The sequence below is a fragment of the Streptomyces sp. 4N509B genome (assembly GCF_052245655.1).
In the GTDB taxonomy this organism is placed as follows: domain Bacteria; phylum Actinomycetota; class Actinomycetes; order Streptomycetales; family Streptomycetaceae; genus Streptomyces.
In genome coordinates, this window is the sequence record NZ_JBQQBZ010000003.1 from 186,482 (window position 1) to 208,405 (window position 21,924).

The 21,924-nt window shown below is 74.1% G+C and carries 20 protein-coding genes; 8 read left to right on the forward strand and 12 right to left on the reverse strand.

Going from position 1 to position 21,924, the window contains the following annotated elements:
• Positions 1–2: 2 nt before the first annotated feature.
• Positions 3–884: a phosphatidylinositol-specific phospholipase C/glycerophosphodiester phosphodiesterase family protein gene (locus tag ACTWP5_RS05200; protein ID WP_443219524.1), complete on the forward strand. Its 882-nt coding sequence runs from the start codon at positions 3–5 to the stop codon at positions 882–884.
• A 19-nt stretch (positions 885–903) separates the two neighbouring features.
• Here the strand turns inward: ACTWP5_RS05200 and ACTWP5_RS05205 are convergent, their stop codons facing one another.
• The 4 genes from ACTWP5_RS05205 to ACTWP5_RS05220 form a co-directional block, all read right to left on the reverse strand.
• On the reverse strand, positions 904–1,302 hold the full coding sequence (locus tag ACTWP5_RS05205; RefSeq protein WP_443219525.1) for a hypothetical protein: 399 nt from the start codon (positions 1,300–1,302) through the stop codon (positions 904–906).
• A gap of 142 nt (positions 1,303–1,444) precedes the next feature.
• Complete coding sequence (locus tag ACTWP5_RS05210) at positions 1,445–2,305, reverse strand: fumarylacetoacetate hydrolase family protein (protein WP_443219526.1); 861 nt, start codon at positions 2,303–2,305, stop codon at positions 1,445–1,447.
• An 11-nt stretch (positions 2,306–2,316) separates the two neighbouring features.
• Positions 2,317–3,660, reverse strand: coding sequence for an MFS transporter (locus ACTWP5_RS05215; RefSeq protein ID WP_443219527.1), 1,344 nt, complete (start codon positions 3,658–3,660; stop codon positions 2,317–2,319).
• Positions 3,661–3,802: 142 nt separating this feature from the next.
• Complete coding sequence (locus tag ACTWP5_RS05220; protein ID WP_443219528.1) at positions 3,803–4,609, reverse strand: VOC family protein; 807 nt, start codon at positions 4,607–4,609, stop codon at positions 3,803–3,805.
• Positions 4,610–5,049: 440 nt separating this feature from the next.
• Here ACTWP5_RS05220 and ACTWP5_RS05225 point away from each other — a divergent pair, with 440 nt between their 5' ends.
• Complete coding sequence (locus ACTWP5_RS05225; RefSeq protein WP_443219529.1) at positions 5,050–8,319, forward strand: protein kinase domain-containing protein; 3,270 nt, start codon at positions 5,050–5,052, stop codon at positions 8,317–8,319.
• A gap of 22 nt (positions 8,320–8,341) precedes the next feature.
• Here the strand turns inward: ACTWP5_RS05225 and ACTWP5_RS05230 are convergent, their stop codons facing one another.
• Positions 8,342–9,124 (reverse strand): class I SAM-dependent methyltransferase, encoded by a 783-nt coding sequence (locus ACTWP5_RS05230; RefSeq protein ID WP_443219530.1) that lies wholly within the window; start codon positions 9,122–9,124, stop codon positions 8,342–8,344.
• Between the two features lie 79 nt (positions 9,125–9,203).
• Here ACTWP5_RS05230 and ACTWP5_RS05235 point away from each other — a divergent pair, with 79 nt between their 5' ends.
• Complete coding sequence (locus ACTWP5_RS05235) at positions 9,204–9,728, forward strand: Lrp/AsnC family transcriptional regulator (RefSeq protein ID WP_443219531.1); 525 nt, start codon at positions 9,204–9,206, stop codon at positions 9,726–9,728.
• A gap of 68 nt (positions 9,729–9,796) precedes the next feature.
• Here ACTWP5_RS05235 and ACTWP5_RS05240 read toward each other — a convergent pair whose 3' ends face one another.
• The 3 genes from ACTWP5_RS05240 to ACTWP5_RS05250 form a co-directional block, all read right to left on the reverse strand.
• Complete coding sequence (locus ACTWP5_RS05240) at positions 9,797–12,130, reverse strand: outer membrane protein assembly factor BamB family protein (protein WP_443219532.1); 2,334 nt, start codon at positions 12,128–12,130, stop codon at positions 9,797–9,799.
• Between the two features lie 75 nt (positions 12,131–12,205).
• Entirely contained in the window at positions 12,206–12,958 is a 753-nt protein-coding gene (locus tag ACTWP5_RS05245) for a glucose 1-dehydrogenase (protein ID WP_443219533.1), read from the reverse strand.
• A 388-nt stretch (positions 12,959–13,346) separates the two neighbouring features.
• Positions 13,347–13,868, reverse strand: coding sequence for a flavoprotein (locus ACTWP5_RS05250; protein WP_443219534.1), 522 nt, complete (start codon positions 13,866–13,868; stop codon positions 13,347–13,349).
• An 89-nt stretch (positions 13,869–13,957) separates the two neighbouring features.
• Between ACTWP5_RS05250 and ACTWP5_RS05255 the strand changes: the two genes are divergently transcribed.
• The 4 genes from ACTWP5_RS05255 to ACTWP5_RS05270 all read left to right on the forward strand — a co-directional run bounded on the left by ACTWP5_RS05255 (position 13,958) and on the right by ACTWP5_RS05270 (position 16,187).
• The gene (locus tag ACTWP5_RS05255; protein ID WP_443219535.1) at positions 13,958–15,136 is read left to right on the forward strand and encodes a helix-turn-helix domain-containing protein; all 1,179 of its coding nucleotides are present in this window, start codon (positions 13,958–13,960) and stop codon (positions 15,134–15,136) included.
• Positions 15,137–15,328: 192 nt separating this feature from the next.
• A complete protein-coding gene (locus ACTWP5_RS05260) occupies positions 15,329–15,673 on the forward strand; it encodes a hypothetical protein (protein WP_443219536.1) in 345 nt (114 codons plus the stop codon).
• The gene (locus ACTWP5_RS05265) at positions 15,670–15,882 is read left to right on the forward strand and encodes a hypothetical protein (protein ID WP_443219537.1); all 213 of its coding nucleotides are present in this window, start codon (positions 15,670–15,672) and stop codon (positions 15,880–15,882) included. The genes ACTWP5_RS05260 and ACTWP5_RS05265 overlap by 4 nt, the downstream gene beginning before the upstream one ends.
• Before the next feature lie 41 nt (positions 15,883–15,923).
• Positions 15,924–16,187 (forward strand): hypothetical protein, encoded by a 264-nt coding sequence (locus ACTWP5_RS05270; RefSeq protein ID WP_443219538.1) that lies wholly within the window; start codon positions 15,924–15,926, stop codon positions 16,185–16,187.
• Positions 16,188–16,583: 396 nt separating this feature from the next.
• Here the strand turns inward: ACTWP5_RS05270 and ACTWP5_RS05275 are convergent, their stop codons facing one another.
• The 4 genes from ACTWP5_RS05275 to ACTWP5_RS05290 form a co-directional block, all read right to left on the reverse strand.
• Entirely contained in the window at positions 16,584–17,681 is a 1,098-nt protein-coding gene (locus ACTWP5_RS05275; protein ID WP_443219539.1) for a phosphotransferase, read from the reverse strand.
• A gap of 58 nt (positions 17,682–17,739) precedes the next feature.
• A complete protein-coding gene (locus tag ACTWP5_RS05280; RefSeq protein ID WP_443219540.1) occupies positions 17,740–18,348 on the reverse strand; it encodes a GNAT family N-acetyltransferase in 609 nt (202 codons plus the stop codon).
• A gap of 131 nt (positions 18,349–18,479) precedes the next feature.
• Positions 18,480–19,022, reverse strand: coding sequence for a GNAT family N-acetyltransferase (locus ACTWP5_RS05285; RefSeq protein WP_443219541.1), 543 nt, complete (start codon positions 19,020–19,022; stop codon positions 18,480–18,482).
• Positions 19,023–19,096: 74 nt separating this feature from the next.
• On the reverse strand, positions 19,097–20,710 hold the full coding sequence (locus tag ACTWP5_RS05290; RefSeq protein WP_443219542.1) for an MFS transporter: 1,614 nt from the start codon (positions 20,708–20,710) through the stop codon (positions 19,097–19,099).
• A 62-nt stretch (positions 20,711–20,772) separates the two neighbouring features.
• On the opposite strand from ACTWP5_RS05290, the gene ACTWP5_RS05295 reads away from it, so the two are divergent.
• A complete protein-coding gene (locus ACTWP5_RS05295) occupies positions 20,773–21,792 on the forward strand; it encodes a helix-turn-helix transcriptional regulator (protein WP_443219543.1) in 1,020 nt (339 codons plus the stop codon).
• Positions 21,793–21,924 lie beyond the last annotated feature (132 nt).

A 21,924-nucleotide genomic window follows, 5' to 3' on the forward strand; every position in this document is an offset into this window, starting at 1 on the left:
CCGTGGTAACTCTCAGCCGCCGCCACGCCGTTGCCGCTCTCGGCTCCCTCGCCGCCACCGTGGCGCTGGCCCCCGACGCCCTCGCCCAGGCCGCCACCGGCGGCCCCCACGGCGGCGGGCGGGTCCGGCCACTGGCCCGCGCCCACGCCCACAACGACTACGAGCACGAGCGCCCGCTCCTCGACGCGCTCTCGCACGGCTTCACCAGCGTGGAGGCGGACATCTGGCTGGTCGACGGCGAACTGCTCGTCGCCCACGACGCGGTGGACCTCGACCCCTCCAGAACCCTCCGCTCGCTCTACCTCGACCCCCTGGAGCGGCTGGTCCGGCGCGGCCACGGCTCCGTCTACCCGGGCCACGAGCTGTCGGTGCAGCTGCTGATCGACATCAAGAACACCGGCGAGGCGACCTACCAGGAGCTCTCCCGCCAGCTGCGCCGCTACCGGCGCGTCCTCAGCTCCGCGGTGGCCGGCGGCCCCGTCCGCACCCGGGCCGTCACCGCCGTGATATCCGGCGAGCGCTCCGCCCGCGTCCCGATGGAGGCCGAGCACCTGCGGTACGCCTTCTACGACGGCCGCCTCGACGACCTGGCCGCCGCCGAGCCGGCGCCCGCCTCCTTCATCCCCCTCATCAGCAGCAACTGGACCAGCTCCTTCCGCTGGGCCGGCGTCGGCCCGTTCCCCGCCTCCGAGCGGGAGCTGCTCCACCGGATCGTGACGACGGCCCACGCGCGCGGCCAGCGGGTCCGCTTCTGGGCCACGCCCGACGTGCCGGGCCCGGCGCGGGAGGCGGTCTGGCGGGAGCTCCTCGCGGCCGGCGTGGACCACGTCAACACCGACGACCTGGCGGGCCTCGAGGCGTTCCTCCGCGCCGAGGACTCCTGACGCCGCCCGCCTCCGGCTCCTACCTGCACGTCCTTCGGGGGAGGTCGTCGATCCAGGCGTACCGCGTGCCGCCGCCCTCGGTGGACCGCAGCTCGTACAGGCCGAGGTCGCGGTCGGCGTCGCGGGCCGCGATGATCAGCGGCAGCACGGCCTCCCCCGTGATGACGAGGTCGACGGTCGTGCCGTGGCGGGGACCGCCGTCGTACCGGACGGGGATGACGTGCGGCGAGGAGACGGACAGCGGGTCGGCGCGCTGCGCGGGCACCGCGTACGCCCGTGGGTCGGGCGGTGCGGCGGGGCGTGGGGCGGTCAGCGGTGCGGGCCGGGAGCCGGCCTGGGAGTCGTGGAACGTGTCGGGCGGCGGTGAGTCGTACGGCGGCGAGTCGTGGGGTGCGGTGGACGCACTGGGCTCGATCACGCATCCAGACTAACGGGGCACTGTGACATCAACTGGCGCCGAGCATCCGCCGATTCACCACCAATTCGGACACGACATACTTGCGCCTCACCCGATCGTGTGAGATCGGGTGAGGCGGCCCCACCACGGGGCGGACACGCCCCTATGGCGCGGGGCGCAACGTCGAGCGCTGGCGCCCCAGTCCCTCGATCTCCACCTCGACGACGTCGCCCGCCGCCAGGTACGGGAAGCGCCCCGAGAGCGCGACGCCCTCGGGGGTGCCGGTGTTGATCACGTCACCGGGTTCGAGCACCAGGTACTGCGAGAGGTCGTGCACCAGCTCGGCCACGCCGAAGATCATGTCGGCGGTGACGGAGTCCTGGCGCGGCTCGCCGTTGACCCAGGAACGCAGCCGCAGCGCCTGCGGGTCCGGGACCTCGTCGGCGGTCACCAGCACGGGACCCAGGGGGTTGAAGGTCTCGCAGCTCTTGCCCTTCGACCACTGGCCGCCGGACTCCTCCAGCTGGAAGGCGCGCTCGGAGACGTCGTTGCTGACGGTGTATCCGGCGACGTGGGTGAGGGCCTCGGCCGGGGAGGCGGTGTACCGGGCGCGGCGGCCGATGACGACGGCCAGCTCCACCTCCCAGTCGGTCCTCGTGGAGCCGCGCGGGATCAGCACGTCGTCGCGCGGGCCGACGATCGTGTTGGGCGACTTGTAGAAGAGGATGGGCTGCTTCGGCGGCTCGGCTCCCGACTCGGCGGCGTGGGCGGCGTAGTTCTGTCCGATGCACAGCACGGCGGAGGGACGTGCGACGGGCGCCCCGATCCGTTCGCCCTCGATGCTCGTCTCGGGCAGCCGGGCCGGGTCCAGCAGCCGCGACCTGGTGGTCAGCGTGGCCAGCGAGGCCAGGAACGGGCCGTCGATGTCGGACGTGACCGGCCGCAGGTCGTAGTGGCGGCCGCCGTCGGGGGCGGCCAGCACGGGGCGCTCACGACCCGGCTCGCCGACGCGCATCAGACGCATGGGTGTCGCTCCTAGTTCGAACGTGTGTGGTCCTGGGGCTCCTCCAGTGTGCCCCCGCCCGCCACCACCCTGGCAGTCCCCGGCGCCTTGGCGTCGACGACCCGGCCGAACGGCCGCCAGGCCACCACGGTCAGCGCCACCATCACCACCGCCGACAGCCAGAACGGCCCCGTGACCCCGAGCCAGCGGGCGACCGGCCCGCCGAGGAACGAGCCGAGCGCCGCGCCCCCCATCACGAACATGAAGAAGACGCCCTCCACCCGCCCCCGCAGCCGGTCGGGCACGGCCCGCTGCCGCAGCGTCTTCTCGACCCCCATCCACACCGAGCCGTGGATGCCGAAGACGACGATGACCGCTCCCGCCGCCCACACCGTGCTGGCCAGGGCGAGCCCGACGTGGGTCAGCGTCTCGATGACCAGGCCCACGCGCAGCAGCAGCGACGGGCTGAACCGGGCCTGGAGGCGCGGCGCCCACAGCGCGCCCGCCAGGCCGCCGATCGCGAAGCTGGTGAGGAAGAGGCCGTAGCCCATCTCGCCGAGGCCGAGGCGCTCCTGACCGTAGAGCACGAGGATCGACAGGCCGGAGAAGAGCGTGATGTTCATCAGGAGCAGCGAGACGGAGATCATCCGGATCGCGGGGTGGCTCCACAGCCACCGCACGCCCTCGGCGATGTCGGCGCGCAGCGAGGGGCGGGCGGCGGGCGGGGCGTCGCCGGGCGCCCCCGCCGCCGCTTCGCCGGGCGTCGCGGGCCGTGCGGCGTGGTCCGGGCCGGTGCCGCCGGCGCGCCGCAGGCCGGCTATCAGCACGCCCGCGAGCACGAACGTCACCGCGTTGACCCCGAACGGCAGCGCCGCCGCGACGACGAAGAACGCCGCCCCGAGCGGCGGCGCGACGAAACGGTTGATCACGAAGAACGCGCCCATCATGCGGGCGTTGGCGCGCGGCAGGTCCTCGGAGGCGACGACCGTGGGCACGAGGGAGGAGGAGGCGTTGTCGGCCAGGGTCTCGCAGGTGCCGAGCAGGAAGCCGGCCACGTAGACGGCCGGCAGCAGCGGCACCGCGTCCTCGTGCCAGAGCGCCACGACGAGCGTGAGGCCGCCGACGACCGTGGCGCGGATGACGTTGACCACGACGATGAGCCGCCGCCGGTCGAGGCGGTCCACGTAGACGCCGCTGACCAGTGAGAAGAGCAGCCACGGCAGCTGCTGCGCGAAGGCGGCGAAGCCCACGAGCAGCGGGTCGGAGGTCACCGAGGCGACCAGGAGGGGCGCGGCGGCGGCCACGATGCCGTCGCCGAGGTTGTTGACCGCCGCCGCTCCCCACAGCCTGTTGAAGTCCCTGCCCAGTCCAGCCACCGGGGCAGGCTACCGACGCGACCCGCGCCCGGCACGCGCTTTTCGCGCCGGCGCGAGGATCCGGCTGTGGCGCCCCCGCCGGCCCGGTGGGGCTCGGTCCTCGACCGGGTCAGTCCCTTGACCGGGTCGGTCCTCGACCGGGTCAGTCCTCGACCGGGTCGGGCTCGCCCACCGTCCTGGCCGGGTCGATCAGCGCGAACGACGCGCCCTGCTGGTCGGCGACGACCGCCATCCTGCCGTACGGGCTGTCCATCGGCTCGGTGATCACCTGTCCGCCCAGCTTCGACACCGTGGCCGCCGCGTCGTCGCAGTCGTTCACCGCGAAGTAGACGAAGAGCTGCGGCTGGGTGATCCCCGGCATGTCGGGGCCGAGCACGTACCTGCCGGTGACCATGAGGTCGCCGACCTTCCAGACCTTGTAGTCCATCTGGGTGCCGTCGCCCATGCGCTTGGCGCTGACGGTCGGGAAGACCGCCGAGTAGAACGCGTCCACGGCGTCGACGTCCTCGGCCTTCACGCAGATCTCCGACCAGCAGTAGGCACCGGGTTCCATCTGCTTGGCGAAGCCCTCGTGCTGGTTCGGCTGCCAGACGCCGAACGTGACCCCGCCCGGGTCCGTCGCCAGCATCATGCTGCCGGAGTCCGCCACCTCCATGGGCTCCACGAGCACCTGGCCGCCGTTCTCCCGCACCCGCGCGGCGGTGGCCGTGACGTCGGACGAGCGGAAGTAGAGCATCCAGGCGGCGGGCCCCTCGGGCATCCCCGGCACCGGTGGATAGAGCGCGGCGACGCGCCGGCCGTCGGAGAGCGCCTGGGTGTAGTGGCCGAACTCGGGGAGCGGGTCCTCGTAGGTCCAGCCCAGCAGTTCGCCGTAGAAGCGCTGCCCCGCCTCCAGGTCGGGAACCATGGCGTCCACCCAGCAGGGTGCGCCGTCGGGGATCTCAGTCATGTGACCTCCCTGTCTCATGAGCGGTGATTCGTACAGGCGTACGAATCACGCGTCACGCTAGCGGTGTCGACGCCGCGTCGCAGGCCGGGAATTCGAACATACGGTCAATTCTTCGGCGTCGCGGGCACGCGCTCGCACCACGCCCCACCGCACCCCGAGAGGACCCGCACGGACCAGCGCGGAGACGGACGGGACGGACGGGACGTACGGGGGCGGACGCGGTCGGATGGAGACGGACGGACGCAGGCAGACACGGAGGAAAGCCCACGAAGCCGCACGCGATCAGTATCGCCGCGCGCACGCCGGGCCGCCTCCCGACCGGGAACGCGCCCCCAGCGCCCTACCGCCGAGCGGCGGCCTCGGCGACAGTGGAAGGAGCCGACCGGTCACGAGCGGACCGGCAGCGGCGAGAGCAGCTCCACGGGGGAACGGGGAGGACCATGCTGCGCCTACCACTGCCAGGACGCTTCCGGTACGTCCACGAGCCGCTCCCGCACGACGAGAGCGTCATCCCCGTGCTGGGCCACGAGGACCTGACCCAGGCCCTGAGCGAGCGCCTCCTCCACTCCCGGGGCGGCACCTTCCTGGTGACGGGCTTCCAGGGCGTCGGCAAGTCCACCCTCGTCCACCGCGCGCTGGCCCGGACGGCACGCGCCTGGGACGGCGAGGGCGGCGTGCTGCTCGTGGCCCACATCAACATGGCGCGCTCCATGACGGCCGACCAGCTCCTCTTCGTCATCGTCCGGCGCGTCTTCGAGACCCTCCACGACCAGCAGCTGCTGCCACGCCTGCCGCCGGACGTGCGGGAGTCGCTGGAGACCGCGTACATCCGCACCTCGCTCTCCTTCACCCAGACCCAGTCCGAGACCAGCGAGCGGACCCGCACCATCGGCCTCGGCGCCCAGCAGGGCCCGCTCGCCGTGCTCCCCCTCGGCGTCACCGGCCTCAGGTCGAAGGCCCGCGCGACGGAGGCCGCGTTCCTCGCCTACTCGGAGACCGACGTCGAGCACGACCTCGTGCGGATCATCCAGCTGCTCAACGGCACACCCGACGAGGAGCCAGGCCCGGCCGCCGCCGGGGCGAGCCCGCCCGGGGCCACCGGCCGGGCCCGGCGGCGCGGGCGCGGGCGCGGGCGGCGCCGGGACCGGAGGGCGGGCGGCCGGCTGCGGGTCCATCCGGTCATCGTGCTGGACGAGATCGACAAACTGACCGACGGCCGATCCGCCGCCATCGAGGAGTTGGAGGGCCTCCTCCGCAGACTCAAGGGGGTGCTGACCACGCGCGGCGCCCACTTCGTCCTCGTCGCCGGCACCGACCTCCACGACCAGGCCCTCGACCAGACCGAGCGCGGCACCGGCGTCTACGAGAGCGTCTTCAGCTGGCACGCCTACGTGCCCTGCCTGTGGGACGCGCCCCAGCGGCTGGTCGACGCGCTCGCCCGGCAGGTGGGCGAGGCGGCGGCCCAGGACACCCCCGAGGCGCGGCTGGACAGCGTCAAGTTGAACCTGCTCACCCGCTACCTGCGCTTCCGGGCCAAGGGCATACCGCGGCGGCTGCTCCAGGAGTTCAACGCCATGGTCTGCTGGGAGCCGGCGGCCACGGGTCCCGAGGTGCCCTGCCTGCGGATCGACGGGACGGAGTGGGAGCGCGTCGACTTCTTCGCGCACATGGAGGCCATCACGCAGGACGCGGTCGAGGCGGGCGACCCGGCCCGGCTGGCGCCGACCCCGATCGACACCGACCGCTGGCGGATGAGCGGGCACCACATCGTCGAGTGGGCGTTACGCAGCGAGGGCAGGCCGTTCGCCGTCACGGACGTGGCCCAGCACGTGGAGCGCGCCTTCGGAGTGGGCGCCCCGGGCGTCGACGTCGTGCTGCGGCACCTGGCGGAGGCGAAGGTGCTGGAGGTCGCGAGCGAGCGCGGAGTGGCCAACGCCACGCTCTACGGCGGCTCCTCCCAGGAGAGCGAGCTGCCCCTGTACCGGCTGACCGACGAGTACCGCCGCCACCTGGTGCGGCTGCGCCTCCGGCGCGCCGGGGTCGCGCGCCCGCCGGTCGGGGTCGGGGCCGGGGTCGGGGCCGGGACCGGGACCGGCGTCCCCGACACGACGGCGGGCGGGGGCACGGGGGCGGGCACGGGCGCCGGGGCGGGCACCGGACAGCGCGACGTACACGGCGGTGACCCGGGCACCCTGCCCGATCCGTCGGCCACGATCCCCGGGCCGCGCCGGCCCGCGGGGGCGGGGGTGTCCGGCCCGTCCACCCGGACCCCTGACGTGTCGTACCCCTACACGTCCGTCCTGGCGCTCGCCGTCCCGCCGCTGCCGCTCGTGCCGGGAGCGCCCGTGCCGGGGTCGCCCGTTCCGTCGGGGCCGTCGGGGCCGTCAGAGCCGCCCGTGCCCGTCGCGGCCTCCGGGCCCGGGTCGGACCCGGCCGCCGAGCCCGACCCGCCGTTGGCGATCCTGGCCAACCGCTACGCGCTGTGGCGGCTGGTCGGCCAGGGCGGCATGGCGGCCGTGTACCAGGGCCGCGACCTGCTGACCGGCCAGCCGATCGCCGTGAAGATGATGCACGTCGGCCGGCGGGTCGACGCGCAGGCGCTGGACTGGTTCCGCCGCGAGGCACAGCTCTCCCTCCAGGTGCACCACCCCAACGTCGTGCGCACGCTCGACGCGATCCTCAACCCGGGGCCCGGCTCCGCGTCGTCGGAGCCGGCCATCATCCAGGAGCTGGTCGAGGGCCCGTCCCTCGACGCCGCCCTGGAGGAGGCCGGGTCCCTCACCGCCGGGCGGACCGTGCTCGTCGCCCGGCAGGTCAGCGAGGCGCTGAAGTACCTCGCCGGCATCGGGCTGGTCAGGATCGACATCAAACCCAGCAACATCGTGCTCCACCCGGTCCGTGGCGCGGTCATCGCCAACCTCGGGCTGGCGCTCCGCGTCACCGGGGAGACCCCGGTCCGCGGCGCGGCGGCGCACTCCGGCCCGCCGTCGCCCGACGGACCGCTGGACGGCCCACACGACGCCTCGGCCGACCGTTCGACCGACCGCCCGCACGACCAGTCACACGACCAGTCGCAGGACCCGGGCGAGCTGGTGGGCACGCCCGCGTACATGGCGCCCGAACGGCTCGCGGGCGGTCGCGCCGACGTCCGCGGCGACCTGTACGCCCTCGGGCTGCTGATGGTCCACTGCCTCACCGGCGAGCTGCCCGGCGGGAGCCTTCCCCTCGCGGAACTCCAGATGCGGCGGCTGGAGGGCGACGTCGTCAGCGGCCCCCTCGCGCGGGCCGGCGTCGGCGGGCCGGGCGTCTCCCCCGAACTCCAGGCGGTCATCCGCCGCGTCACCGCGCGCGACCCCGACAGCCGCTACGCGACGCCCGCGGCCTTCCAGAACGCCCTCGACGCGACCCCCGAGGGGCAGGAGGCGTTCGGCCTCCTCACCCGGCAGGGGACCACGACCACGATCGTCTTCGCCTACCCGCGCCGCGCGGCGCGGGGCGAGCCCGAGGTCGACGAGCCGGACGCGGACCAGCCGGACGCGGACCAGCCGGACGCGGACCAGCCGGACGGGGACCAGCCGGACGGGGACGAGGAGGAGCCGCAGGACGCGCGGCGCGGGCCGGAGCGGCGGGCCCCCGGGTCCGAACCCGAACCCGAACCCGATCCCGACGCCGATCCCGACGCCGAGCCCGACGCGTTGGAGGAGGCGTAGCCCCGGGCTCGGGCCCGCGCCCTCAGGCCGCGCGTTCGAGGACGACGGTGCGCATGCCGGCGCCGGGCCCGGTGTGGTCACCGGTGACCCGCAGCCCGGCGGTCCGGCACTGGTCGAGGACCCAGCCGTGGGCCAGGCGCAGCTTGCGGTAGCTGCCGGCGCGCAGCGTCCAGTCCTCGCCGGGGCCGCGCCGGGTGTGGACGAGGTCGTGGACGACGACGGTGTAGTCGTCGTAGTCCCCCGGGTATTCGAGGAAGCACGTCATGATCCGGTCCTCGGTGGCGCGGACCGGGAGGAAGCGGTCGGTGCCCGTGAGGGGGACGGTCAGGTCGCGGTAGGAGAGCACGGCCGTGCCGCCGAGCGCGAGCGCCTCGGCGACGTCCCGCAGCAGCGCCGCCACGTCGGCCCTGGTCGGCAGGTGCGTCAGCGTGTCACCGAGACAGACGACCGTGCCGGCCGTGCCAGGCCGGAGCAGTTCGCGCAACGCGGTGCGCAGGTCCGTCCGCACGGGCCGGACGACGGCCGGGTCGGCGCAGGCGGCCAGCTCGTCGAGGAGCGGTTGGCTGAGGTCGACGGCGAGGACCGGGTCGAAGCCGAGGCTGGCCAGGGCGAGGCTGGAGTGGCCGGGGCCGCACCCCAGGTCGACGGCGAGCGTGCCGGCGCCGCCCGGCTCCAGGCCGAGGTCGGCGAGGAAGGCGCGCTGCCGCTCCGCGAGGGCGGCCAGGTCACCGCCGAGCATCCACGTGTAGTGCTCCGCCAGCAGTCGGTCGTAGTGGTCGACGGCGGAGGTCACGGGGCTCGTCATGCCCGTTAACGTAGCTCCTGGTACGGCCTCTCGGTGATACCTCCGAACGATGTTCGGTCGAGGCGGGAGAATGGCGACCATGGACGACATTGATTCGGCGATCCTCGGGCATCTCCAGCGTGATGCACGGCTCACCAACCGCGAGCTGGCCCGCCTCGTCGGCATCGCCCCCTCCACCTGTCTCGAACGGGTCCGCGGCCTCCGTTCGCGCGGCGTGATCACCGGCTACCACGCGGCGGTGGAGCCGCGCGCCGTCGGCCGTTCGCTCCAGGCGCTCGTCTTCGTGCGGCTGCGCCCGCTGAGCCGGGAGGTGATCAGCGGCTTCGAGGCGTACCTGTCGCGGCAGCCGGAGGTCGTCTCCGTGTTCGTCGTCTCGGGCGACGACGACGTCGTGGCGCACGTGGCCGCGCCGAACATCGAGCGGCTGCACGACTTCCTGATGGACCGGATCAGCACCCGCCGCGAGGTCGTGACCTTCCGCAGCTCGATGATCTACCGGCAGCACAGCACGCACGTGATGGCGCCACTCGGTGGGGACGGCGCCGCCGGCGGCGGGGCCAACGGCGGACTCAACGGTGGACTCAACGGCGGCGGCGAGGGCTGAGCGGCGGCGGACGAGTCGCGGTGGGGGGCGGCGGGGGCCGCGGGGAGGTCCGTGGGAGGGGGCCGTGCTCACGCCCGGATCGCGTGGACGGTCTGCCCGGCGGCGACGAACACGACGGCGCCGCCCGACTCCGGCCGAAGGGGGGCCACGAGGGAGCTTCCGGGCCCGGCCGGGAACAGCTCCGCCGAGGACCACAGCTCGCCGCCCGTCGCCACGTCCACCGCGAGCACCCGGCCCCTCACGGCGACGCAGACGGCGTCGCCCACCGCCGCCAGGTTCGTGGAGACGTCCTCCCCGGGCAGGGCGTCGTCCGTGCCGAGGTCGATCTGCCACCGCCGGTCGCCGGTCGTGGCGTCGATCGCGTAGAGCCGGCCGTCGCCGTGGGTGCAGAACACCGCGTCCCCCGCGACGAGGGGGGAACGGAAGGGGGAGCCGCCGTCGAGCGGGGCGGCGCGCCAGCGCTCCGCGCCCGTGACGGCGTCGAGCGCGTACAGCCCCTCACCGCCAGGCACGTAGACGGTGCGGTCGACGGCCTCCGGCACGCCCGAGACGCCGCCGTCCACCTCGTAGCGCCACTTCTCCCCTCCGGTGTACACGTCGACCCCGTACAGCAGACCGGAGGTGCCGACGCAGACGGTGCCGCCCGCGACGGCCGGGCCGTGGTCGACGGTGCCGTTGGTGTGGAAGATCCACCGCCTCTCTCCCGAGACGGCTTCGAGCGCGTGGAGCAGGCCGGTCTCCTGGTCGACGGCGTACAGGGCGCCGTCGCCGGCCGCGGGCGTGGCCGCGAACCACGAGATGGAGTCGTTGTCGGTGGGGTACCGCCACACCTCGGAGCCGGTGGCGGCCGCCACCGCGTGGAGGGACACGCCGCCGACGTACACCAGGTCGTTGGCGTACGCACCGCCGCTGACGCCTCGTTGCGCCGCGCCCGATATCGCGAAGCTGATCTCGCCCTCGGAGTCGAAGCGCCACAGCTCCTCGGCGGTGTCCGTGCCCGTGCCCGCGCCTGTGTCCGTGCCCGTCGCGATCGCGTGGAGGAAGCCGTTCTCCGCGGCGGCGTAGACGGCGCCGGGGCCGGCGACGAGTTCCCGGCTGATGGGCTCGGCGGCGGTGAACTCCCACAGCTTCGTGCCCGGTTCCGACCGGGAGCCGGAGGAGTCCCGCGTGCCGCCGCCGTTCTCGTCGCCGTCGCGGCCGACGAGGTACCAGCCGGCGAGTCCGGCCGTGGCGGCGCCGCCGGCCAGCGTCAGCAGGCCGGTCAGGGCGCGTCGCCGGGGGACGCCGGCGCGCCGGGCGCGGGTCGCGGTGGGCGTGGGGGCGTCGGAGGGCGGGTCGTCGGAGGGCCGGGGGGCGGTGGCGGTGGCCATGGCGGTGGCCGTTGCGGTGGGAACGTCGTGCGGCGTGTCCCGGCGCGTCTCCTCCCACGCGGCGCCGTCGGGAACGGCGCCCGCGGTCGCCCCGCCCGGCGCCCCTTCCGGCACCCCCCGGCTCGCGTTCGCCGTCGGAGCGTCGACCGCCCTGGCCACCGGCTCGGGCAGCCAGGCGCTCCCCGCGCCGAGCGGCGCGGCCTCGCCCGGGTGCGCGGCCTCGCCCAGCTGCTCCAGCAGCGACGCGACCGAGGGCCGCCGCTCCGGATCCTTCGTCAGGCACGGCTCCACGACCGCCCGCAGCTCGGGCGGCAGCCCCGCCAGCTCCGGCGACTCGTACACCACGCGGAAGCTCAGCGCGTGCCCGTGCCCGGTGCCGAACGGCCCCGTGCCGGTGGCGGCGAAGACGAGCACCGACGCCAGCGAGAACACGTCGCTCGCCGGGCCCACCGTGCCGCCCGTCAGCTGCTCGGGCGACATGTACCCGGGCGTGCCGACCACGGCGCCCGTGCGGGTCAACGCGCTGGCGCCGGTCTCCACCGAGATCCCGAAGTCGATCACGCGTGGGCCGTCCGGTGCCAGCAGCACGTTGGACGGCTTGAGGTCCCGGTGGACCAGCCCGGCGGCGTGGATCGAGTCCAGGCCCTCGACGAGTCCCGCGCCGAGGGCGAGCACCGACTGCGCCGGCCACGGCCCGTGCGCGGCGACGGCCTCGGCGAGCGAGGGGCCCGGCACGTAGACCGTCGCGAGCCACGGCGGGGAGCCGTCGGAGCCCTCGGGGTCGGCGTCGATGACGCTCGCCGTGAACGCCCCGCTGACGCGGCGGGCCGCGGCGACCTCGCGGGCGAAACGGCGACGGAACTCCGGCTCCTCGGCGTGCTCCGCGTGCACCACCTTCACGGCGACGGCGCGCCCGCCCGGCGAACGCGCCAGGTAGACGCGGCCCATGCCCCCGGCGCCGAGGCGGCCGACGAGCCGGTATCGCCCGATCCGAACGGGATCCCCGTCGAGCAGTGGACCCGTGGTGCCCATGTCTGCGCCCCCGTGCCGTCGGTGGAAGGACCAAGAACTCGTGGAAGGACCAGGAACTCGCGGAGAGGCCGAGGACTAGCGTCCGCCGGCGACGCGCAGCACCGCCCCGGTGACGTAGGACGCCTCGTCGGACAGCAGCCAGGCTACGGCGCTCGCGATCTCCTCGGGCGCGCCCGGTCGGCCCATCGGGATGCTGCTTCTGGCCAGCCGCCAGGCGCGGTCCGGGTCACCCATGGTGGCGTGCATCTCCGTGGTGACCGAGCCGGGCTGGACGGAGTTGACGCGGACGCCCTCGGCGCCGAGTTCCTTCGACAGCCCGACGGTCACCGCGTCCACGGCCGCCTTGCTCGCCGCGTAGTGCACGAACTCGCCGGGGCTGCCGAGGGTGGCGGCGCCCGAGGAGATGTTCACGATCGCGCCGCCACCGCCGCCGTGGCGGGTGGACATCTCCCGCACCGCGCGGCGGGCGCACAGCAGCACGCCCGTCACGTTGACGTCCACGACGCGGCGCATCACCTCGGGCGCGGTCTCGTCGAAGCGGCCCAGCGGCCCCGTGATCCCGGCGTTGTTCACCAGGCCCGTCACGGGGCCGAGCCGCTCGCGCGCGACGTCGAACAGCCGCTCCACCTCGGACTCGACGCTGACGTCGACCCGCACGGTGACGGCCTCGCCGCCGGCCGTCCTGACGTCCGTCGCGACGGCCTCCGCCGCCGTCTCGTCCCGCGCGTAGCCGACGGCGACCCGGTGGCCCTCGCGTCCGAGCCGCTCGGCGATCGCCGCCCCGATACCCCGACTGCCGCCCGTGACGACGGTGACTCGCTGCTCCATGGCCTGGGACTGTAGTACTCATGGTGGTGGTGCCGGGGCCGGTGGACGCGGCTGCGAGGGTGCTCCGCTGCTCCAGGAAAACCAGCATGCAGGGACGGGAGTGGTGGTTGGCGGCAGTGGATCGGCCAGTCGTGCGCCGGTACGGTGCGGTACCCCACGCACCCCTGCCGCGTCCCCTCCCCCTGTGGTTGGGGCCGCTCAGTCGTGCGTGGCTCCCTCGGACCACAGGACCCGCACCGAAACTCCGGTGCGCTCCGCGTAGGCCACCACGTCGGCCGTGCCGGCCGTAGCCGCGCGCTCGCTGGCCGTCCCATACCTTCTGGGATATGCGCCGTGGCATCCCGGCCGTGGACAGGAAGTCCTCGGCGTCGGGGCCGTCGGCACGTCCTCAGGCCGTGTCGATCGCGAGGTGCCAGGGGAACTCCTCCGGCTTGCCCTGTCCTGGCGGGTTGGGCTCGAATCCTCCTGGCCCAAGGAGCACGCGCACCCCGGCGGCGCGCAACACATCCACCGACCGCCCGAACTGCGGATGCGTGGCGAACGCGGAGTTGACGCACGGTAGGAGCACCACGGGCCAGCGCTTCCCCACCGCTTCGCAGACGAAGGCTGTCACCCAGGTCGGAGTGAGCCCGAGAGCGGCGGCGTTGATCGTGTTCAAGGTTGCCGGCGCCACGATGGTCACGTCCGCTGGCGGCCAGTCGAGGCCCTTGCCGGGCGTGCGGTGGGCGACTCGCACGGGATGACCCGTCAGCCTGGCCAGCTCCGGGAGCCGCTGCTCGGTCCATTCCGCTGCCGTCGGCGTCATCCCCAGACACACATCCCACCCTCGCTCCTGGGCGAGGCGGATGGGCCTGTCGATGTGCTGCACCGGGGGCGCCGCGCACGCCAGCAGGTAGAGAACACGAGCCACAGGGACAGTCCACCACACACCACCGCCCCGGTTTGGGTCGGGGACGGGACGCGGTACGTTCCGGATGTCCGCTCGGAACGGAGACCGGTATGCCCGACCTTGACGATGAGCACATCGGTGCGCGGATCGCGTCGCACCGAAAGCGCCGAGGGCTGACGCAGCATGGTCTGGCCCAGCTGCTCCCCTACAGCTACAGCCTGCTCCGGCATGTCGAAGCGGGGCACAAGCGAGCCACGCCTCAGCTGGTTGCAGCCGTCTCGCGCGCGCTCGGCGTCCCCATCACAGCTCTGACGGGATCCTCCGTGACCACTCTGCGGCCCGACCGTGTCGCGGCGCTTGTCCGGCCCATTCGTGAGGCCCTGGACACCTACGACCTCCCGGTTGACTTTCGGCCGACGAGCACAGCTCACGAGTTGAGCGAGGCAGCCGACAACGTGTGTCGGGACGTGCGCGCCGGGCGCCTCGCGCAGGCCGGTGCAGCCCTGCCCAGCCTGATCGCTGAACTCATCGTGACGTGCCGGGAGCGGCCGACAGGCGAGCGGTGGAAGGCTCTCGCCTCCACCTGCAGGTCGGCCCATGACGTGGCGACAAAGCTGGGACACAGCCACCTCGCACTCCTGGCCCTTGACCGCATGGGCTGGGCAGCCAACCGGGCCGGGGACCCCGTGCTGGGGGCGATCCGCCACTACAAGCGTGCCCTGTCGTATCGCGACCGGGACGCGCAGCACCACATCGGCCTGGCCATGGTGGCCGAGGGGCATCGCCTGGTCGCGGACACGACGAGCGTTGAAGCGCGAGCCGTGGCGGGACAGCTACATCTCGGCGCCGCAGTGATCTCCGCGCGTGCCGATGACGCGCACGGGGTGGACCAGCACCTCACGCAGGCATGGCAGATCGCAGGCGAGACCGGCGAGGTCGGGAGCGTGCACTGGCTGAGCTTCGGCCCGACGAACGTGGCGACGCACACCGTCTTCGCCAGGCTCGAACTGCGGCAGTTCGAAGACGCCTACGAGGTGGCCAAGACGGTACGGCCCCCGCAGGGTTGGGCGGCATCGCGCAGGGCTGGGCACCTCGTGGACAAGGCTCGGGCGGAGATGGAGACGGGCCGAACGGACGCGGCCCTCACGTCCCTGCTGACAGCCCGCAAGCTGGCTCCGCAACAGACCCGATTCCATCCCCGCGCACGCGAGACGGTCAAAGGTCTGCTGTACCTGCGTCGCCGCTCTCCAGATGCTCTGTCACGCATGGCTACGTGGGTCGGCTTGTAGCACCCGCTGTCACCAAGGCGTGACAGTTCCGCAGGGGCATCAGGGTCATCGTTGTCGTCACCGGATCTCCATGACCGTGAGGGCCGACCGATGCCTGAGCACCCCGCACCGCCTGCCATTCAGCCCGTAACGCTGCCGCTGCCCGACTGGCTGCCGCCGGCTGGCGTCGGTGTGCGGGCCACCCCGTGTGGCGTGCACTTCGACGCTGTGCGCGTCTGCCATCGGGTCGGCACGCTCGCCTTACGGTCGTTGGCGGGCCGGTCGGGGCCGGTGATCGATGACCGGCGTGACGGTGTGCTGTTCTGGCTCGTGCCGGTGGGCTCGGCGGACGGCTGGTGCCTGCGGTCGGTGTCCGTGTACGGCGTCGCCTGTTACGTGGGGATGCCGCCGCTCGATACGGGCCACGCGCGGTGGGTCGAATGGCTGATCCAGCCGGAGCCGGGATGGGACGGCCTGACCGACCCCGAGATGTTGCACGACGCCCTCACGGCGGCCGTCGCCGCCCTCTGCGGGCCACGGCCGGAGTCGGGGCGGTGACCGGGATGGTGCCGTTCTGCGGCTGGTGCCAGGCGGTGCTCGGGGAGCTGGTCGTGGTCGGGTTCGTCGAGACGAACTCCGGGCCTGGCTGGTCCCGCCACGCCTGTGGCGGGTGCGTGAACGCGTTCGGGATCGTGCCGGCCGACGAGCAGCCGGCCGGGTGGCGTGGTGAGGTCACCTACCGGCCGACGGTGAGGGCGGTTCGGTGATCGGGGATCTCGGCGGCGGGGGGAAGGAGGTGTTGCGGGACGTGGCGCATCCGTGGGTCGGGCGGCGGGTCGTCCATCCGGCAAGTGGGCGGACGGGCCGGCTGGGGCTGGTCATGCAGCACCTGCACTACGACGTCCTGGGCCGCGAGAAGCTGCTGTGGACAGAGGCGCACGTCCGACGCCTCGACGGCTCCGGCTGGGAGTGGCGCTTCAACCTCGACGACCTCACACCCGCCGACGAGCACCAGCAGCAGCGGTCGAACCCGGCCGGAGAGGAAGAGGCCGGCCGAAGACCGCCGTCGTAGAAGAATCCCGGCCGCCCCCTGGCGGGGTGGCCGGGCAATGTCCCCCGACCGGACCAGCCCCGAGCGGCCAAGGAAGAGGCGCCCCCGTGCCGCTCCCGCCCCGGTCCGCCCCTTCGCTGGGGTGCCGCACCGCGGTGAGGGACCCCCCGCCCACCCCGGGACAGCTGATTCACACCCACATCCCGGGGTGGGCACCACAAACCCCCGCCCGGCCGAACGCCTCCCGGCCAGCCGCGCGGGGACGCCGCCCGCCCTGCCCATCCCCCGTACGGCCGGGGCGGGCGGCACCACCCCGGGGTCCCGGGCAGGACGCCCGTCGGCGGAACGCCCGGATCCTTGCGATGTTCCACGTGAAACGGTGTCAGGACCGTCGAATCCGTCCGCTCCCCGGGGGAGTTAGTGCCCGCCTCGTTCCCCAGAACTGCGGCGCGGAAGCTGAGTTCGGGTGGTCTCGCGCGCCCCGGCAGCTCCCGCGACGACCCGGCCGAGGGCGGCGGCGAGGCCCGTGAACGCGAGCTCGGTGTCGGCGGACGCGCGGTGCGGGGAGCGGAGGACGTCGAGGAACTCGGCGATGTCGACGAGGTCCCAGCGCAGGCGGTGGAGGTCGAGGGCGGGGCCGTACACGGCACGACCGGTCGCCGCCTCGTACGCCTGCCGCACCGCGCGTTCGGCGTCGCCGCCCTCGGGGGCGAGCAGCCACAGGTCGCGTTCCGGCGGGGCGAGGGCGACGGTGTCCCAGTCGATCAGCAGCGGGCGGCGGCCGGGGACGCGCAGCACGTTGCCCGGGTGTGGCTCGCCGTGGGTGAGCACCGGCGCGCCGCCCTCGGCGGCCACCCGCGCCGCCAGGGCGTCGAACCGGGCGAGGGCGCCGTGCAGCGCCGCCGTCCCGTGGCGGGCCAGGAGTGCGCGCGCCGGTTCCGCGTACGGGCCGCCCGACCACGGCCGGTCGAGCGCGGCCAGCGCCGCCGTCAGCGCGGGCCGTCCGGCCAGCACGGCCGGGTCCAGCACCGGCGGGTCCAGCACCGGCACGAGCGGGCCCGGCGCGCGCCCGCCCGGGCCGCCGCCCGGCAGGCGGCGTGTCGTGTGGTGGAGTTCGGCGAGGAGGGCGACCAACTCGGCGCGGCGCGGCGCCGTCACGACGTCGCCGAACTCGCCCGGCTCCCCCTCGACGAACGGATAGAGGGCGACGCTGTGCCGCTCGCCCAGCGGCCTCAACGGGGCGCCGTCCCGCGTGGGCACCGGGGCGACGACGAAGTCCAGCCCCGCCTCGTCCGCCAGCCAGGCCGCGACCCCCAGCGCCCGGAGCAGCCCGTCGCGGCGCGCGGCGACGGTGACGAACCACCGCGTCCCCGCCGCGTCGACGGCCTGCCAGTGGTGGTCGCCGAAGCCGACGGGCGCGTAGCGCAGCCCGCCCTCGGGCACGGTCAGGCCCCAGCCGCCGCGCAACGCCTCCACCAGCGCGGCGTCGTCGATGTCCGCGGGTCGGTCCTTCACGGTCTCACCGTAACGACGCGCCGGAGCCGCCGGCACGGCCGGGCCGGCGCGCGGACCCTCAGGCCGTCACCGCTGCCGTGCTTGCCCCGCCTGCCGCGCCTGCCGCGCCTGCCGCGTCACGCGGGTTTCCCGGCTCGGTGTCCTCGGCGAGGTCGCGTTGCATCAGCAGGGTGTCGAGCCACCGCCCGTGCTTGTGGCCGACGCCCTTCAGCCGCCCGACCTCCGTGAAGCCGAAACGGCGGTGGAGCGCGACGGAGGAGCCGTCGCTCGGCTCGGCGATGACGGCGATCACCCGCCGCGCCCCGGCCTCGGCGGTGGCGCGCAGCAGCGGGTCGAGCAGGGCGCGGCCGAGGCCACGGCCGGTGTGGTCGGGGGAGACGTAGATGGAGTCCTCGACGGTGTGGCGGTACGCGGGCTTGGGGCGCCACGGCCCCACGTAGGCGTACCCGGCGAGCTCGCGGGGGGTCGTCGTGGTCTCGGCCACGAGGAACGGCAGCCGCCGGGCCGAGAGGTCCGCCAGCTTGCTCCGCCACTCGGCGGCGGTGGGGGGCGTCTCCTCGAAGGTGGCCACGGTGCGGGTGACGTAGTGGGCGTAGATCTCGGCGACCGTGGTCATGTCCTCCGGTTCCGCCGGACGGATCGTGAAACCGTGCCCGCTGTCGCTCATGCCGCCCATCGTCGCACGCGGGGCGTACGCCCCCGCCCCGCCCCGCCCCGGCCGGGCGGGGCCGGGACGGGGCCGGGACGGGGCCGGGACGGGGCGAGGCCGGGACGGGGCAGGGCTGGGGCGGCCGGCCCCTACGCCGTCTTCTTCCGCTTCCACTCGTGGGCGAGGAGCCCCAGCAGCGCCTCGTCCAGGAACTCGCCCATCACCCAGACCGAGGAGCGCAGTGTGCCTTCGCGAACGAAGCCGTTGCGCTCGGCGGAGCGCAGCATCGCGGTGTTGTCCGCCAGCGTCTCGATCTGGAGCCGCTGGAGGCCGCGCACGACGAAGCCGTAGTGGCACAGCACCGCGACCACGTCGGTGCCGTAGCCCTTGCCGCGGCAGGACGGGAGGAGCCCGAGGCCGATGTGCGCGGTCCGGTTGTGGTCGTCGATGCCCCACAGGACGGCCGTGCCGATCAGCGTGCCGCCGTCCAGTTCCACCACGGAGAACTGGACGCGGCCCTGCTGCGTGTCGTCCACCACCAGCCGCGGGTCCTTCGAGCCGGGCGTGATCGGCTGCCACGGCCGGCTCTCGGACCGCGAGGCGTTGACCACGTCGTCGTAGAGCTCGGTCCGCAGGATCGGGATGTCGTCCTCGTGCCGGGCCCTGAGCCCGACCTTGCTGCCGCTGAGCATGCGGGCTTCCTATCCGACCGGGCTCGCCAACGCAAAGCCATTTCGTGTCGACGGCCGGTTGGCGGGGCGGCCCTTCAGACGAGTGCCGGCTGCTCGTCCCGCTCGGTCGCGCCGGACAGCCCGGCCGTCTCCTCCGCCCCGGACGGCGGCGCCGTCTCGCGGGCCCGGCGCGGCAGCAGGAAGCCGAGGCCGAACGCCGCCACCGTCAGGGCGAGCGTCACGAGCGTGACCCGCTCACTCGCCGTGAGGAAGTCCCCGACCACCGCCCCGTCGCCGGCCGTGGTGAAGAAGACCGTGCCCAGCACGGCCACGCCCAGGCTCGCGCCCAACTGCTGGAACGACTCCAGCAGCCCGGAGGCCGACCCGACCTCGTGGTCGCGGATCTCGCCCATGACGATGTCGAAGAGCGGCACGAAGATCATGCCCATGCCGAAACCGTAGACCAGCAGCGGCAACACCAGGTCCCAGCCGCCGAGGCCCTCCGCGCCGCGGAGCACCTGCCAGACCCACGCCAGCCCGACCGCCATCAGCGCGAGCCCCAGGTGCAGGATCCGCCGCCCGAGCCGCCCCATCATCGTCGCGCCGAAGCCCGAGCCGAGGAACGCGCCCACCGCCCACGGCGCCATCATCAGGCTCGCGCGCAGCGGCCCGTGGCCCAGCCCCATCTGGAAGAGCAGCCCCGTGGTGAGGGAGAAGCCGACGATCGAGCCGAAGAACACGACGACGAAGCCGACACCCGAGGTGTACGAGCGGCGGGTGAAGACACTCAGCTCCACCAGCGGCGTCTCCCCGGCCGCGCGGCGCCGCAGCTGGTGGACGACGAAGAGGGTCAGCGTGACGACCGAGCCCGCCGCCACGGCCAGCAGCCACGCCGGCCAGCCCAGCTCGCGCCCCTGCACCAGCGGGTACACCAGCAGGAACATGCCGGCGCCCGCGAGCAGCGCGCCCAGCCCGTCGAGCCGCATCGCCCGCCGCGTGGCGGCCGTCGGCAGCACCGCCCGGCCGACGAGCAGGACGAACGCGGCGAGCGGCAGGTTGATCGCGAAGACCATCCGCCAGCCGGTGCCGAGGACGTCCGCGTCGACCAGCAGGCCGGCCACCACGGGGCCGGCGATCGTCGACAGGCCGATCACGGGGCCGAGCGCGCCGAACGCCTTGCCGATCTCGCGCGGCGGGAACAGGTCGCGGATCAGGCCGAACGCCTGCGGGATCATCAGCGCGCCGAAGAGTCCCTGGACGACGCGGGCGCCGATCAGGACGCCGGGCGACCAGGCGAGCGCGCAGGCGACGGAGGCTGCGAGGAAGCCGGCGACGCCCAGCAGCAGCATCCGGCGGCGGCCGAACTTGTCGCCGAGCCGGCCGCCGGGGAGCAGGCCGACCGCGAGGGCGAGGGTGTAGGAGGCGGCGATCCACTGGAGGCTCGACTCCGTGCCGCCGAGGTCCTCCTGGATCGAAGGGCCCGCGACGGTGGTGACGGTCGAGTCGAGCAGGTTCATGATCATCGCCGCGAGCACGACGAACAGTCCGAGCCAGCGCCGCCCGACGACTCCGGGAGCGGCGGCACCCGACGGGGTGGCACCCGACGGGGTGGCACCCGACGGGGCGGCACCCGACGGGGCGGCACCCGAGGCGACGACGTCGGAGGCGACGGGGCCTCGGGGGGTGGCGATGCGCGTGTTCTCATCCATGCGCCCCACGCTCTCCTGCCATCAGGAACGTTTCTTTCCTCATTCCGGAGACACTGGATCTCATGTTGGAAACATCGGCCCGCCTCCTCCGCCTCCTCTCCCTCCTCCAGACGCCCCGCGAGTGGACCGGAGGCGAGCTCGCGGACCGCCTCGGCGTCACCGCCCGCACCGTCCGCAACGACGTGGCCCGCCTGCGGCGCCTCGGCTACCCCGTGCACGCCACCCGCGGCGCCGTCGGCGGGTACCGGCTCGGCGCCGGCTCCTCCCTCCCGCCGCTGCTGCTCGACGACGAGGAGGCGGTGGCGGTCGCCGTCGGGATGCGCACCGCGGCCGGCGGCTCCGTCACCGGCATCGAGGAGTCGGCGCTGCGCGTCCTGTCCAAGTTGGAGCAGGTGCTGCCGCCCCGGCTGCGCCGCCGGGTCAGCGCGCTGTCCACGTACACCGTCGCCGTCCCGGCCGGGCGGGACGCGCCGCGGGTCGCCCCCGAGCTGCTGACGACGATCGTCGCGGCGGCCCGCGACCACGAGCGGCTGCGCTTCGACTACGTGACGCGCGCCGCCGAGGCCGCGTTGCGCGACGTGGAGCCGTACCGGCTGGTCAACTCGGGCCGGCGCTGGTACCTCCTGGCCTGGGACACCGCGCGCGAGGACTGGCGCACCTTCCGCGTGGACCGCGTCGGCGAGGTCAGGACTCCGACCGGACCGCGTTTCACGCCCCGCCCGCTGCCTGACGAGGACGTCGCCGCCTACGTGGCGCGGGGCGTCAGCTCCGTGTTCTGGCGGTACCAGGCGCGGGTCACGGTGCACGCCTCCGCCGAGTTCGTGGCCGAACGACTGCCCGCGACCTTCGGCACGGTCGAGCCGATCGACGCGGACAGCTGCGTGCTGACCTCGGGCGCGGACAGCCCCGAGAACCTGGCGGTGTGGATCGGCACGCTCGCCGTGGACTTCACCGTCGACCAGGCCGCCTTCCCCGAGCTGACCGCCGCCCTCGACGCCCTGGCCGAACGCTACCGCCGCGCGTCAGGCGCCCGTGGCGCGTCCGACTCCCGGGCGTCCGGCTCCCACCGTGCGGGGAGCTGAGCGGCGGGCGGGCCCCAACGGTTCGACCACCGCTCGTGACCCCCTGACATATCGTTAACTTACACGTAACCTGCGCTTGGCTTATTTACGACGGTCCTCCAGCCTCGCTGACCCCCCGAAGACCCCGTCGAA

What these genes read in the sequence shown, in the direction of transcription:
- ACTWP5_RS05230 (WP_443219530.1), bottom strand. Translation starts at nt 9,124, where the DNA reads ATGACGAGCCCCGTGACCTCCGCCGTCGACCACTACGACCGACTGCTG.
- ACTWP5_RS05285 (WP_443219541.1), bottom strand. Translation starts at nt 19,022, where the DNA reads ATGCTCAGCGGCAGCAAGGTCGGGCTCAGGGCCCGGCACGAGGACGAC.
- ACTWP5_RS05280 (WP_443219540.1), bottom strand. Translation starts at nt 18,348, where the DNA reads ATGAGCGACAGCGGGCACGGTTTCACGATCCGTCCGGCGGAACCGGAG.
- ACTWP5_RS05240 (WP_443219532.1), bottom strand. Translation starts at nt 12,130, where the DNA reads ATGGGCACCACGGGTCCACTGCTCGACGGGGATCCCGTTCGGATCGGG.
- ACTWP5_RS05255 (WP_443219535.1), top strand. Translation starts at nt 13,958, where the DNA reads ATGCCCGACCTTGACGATGAGCACATCGGTGCGCGGATCGCGTCGCAC.
- ACTWP5_RS05220 (WP_443219528.1), bottom strand. Translation starts at nt 4,609, where the DNA reads ATGACTGAGATCCCCGACGGCGCACCCTGCTGGGTGGACGCCATGGTT.
- ACTWP5_RS05295 (WP_443219543.1), top strand. Translation starts at nt 20,773, where the DNA reads ATGTTGGAAACATCGGCCCGCCTCCTCCGCCTCCTCTCCCTCCTCCAG.
- ACTWP5_RS05210 (WP_443219526.1), bottom strand. Translation starts at nt 2,305, where the DNA reads ATGCGTCTGATGCGCGTCGGCGAGCCGGGTCGTGAGCGCCCCGTGCTG.
- ACTWP5_RS05290 (WP_443219542.1), bottom strand. Translation starts at nt 20,710, where the DNA reads ATGGATGAGAACACGCGCATCGCCACCCCCCGAGGCCCCGTCGCCTCC.
- ACTWP5_RS05225 (WP_443219529.1), top strand. Translation starts at nt 5,050, where the DNA reads ATGCTGCGCCTACCACTGCCAGGACGCTTCCGGTACGTCCACGAGCCG.
- ACTWP5_RS05245 (WP_443219533.1), bottom strand. Translation starts at nt 12,958, where the DNA reads ATGGAGCAGCGAGTCACCGTCGTCACGGGCGGCAGTCGGGGTATCGGG.
- ACTWP5_RS05235 (WP_443219531.1), top strand. Translation starts at nt 9,204, where the DNA reads ATGGACGACATTGATTCGGCGATCCTCGGGCATCTCCAGCGTGATGCA.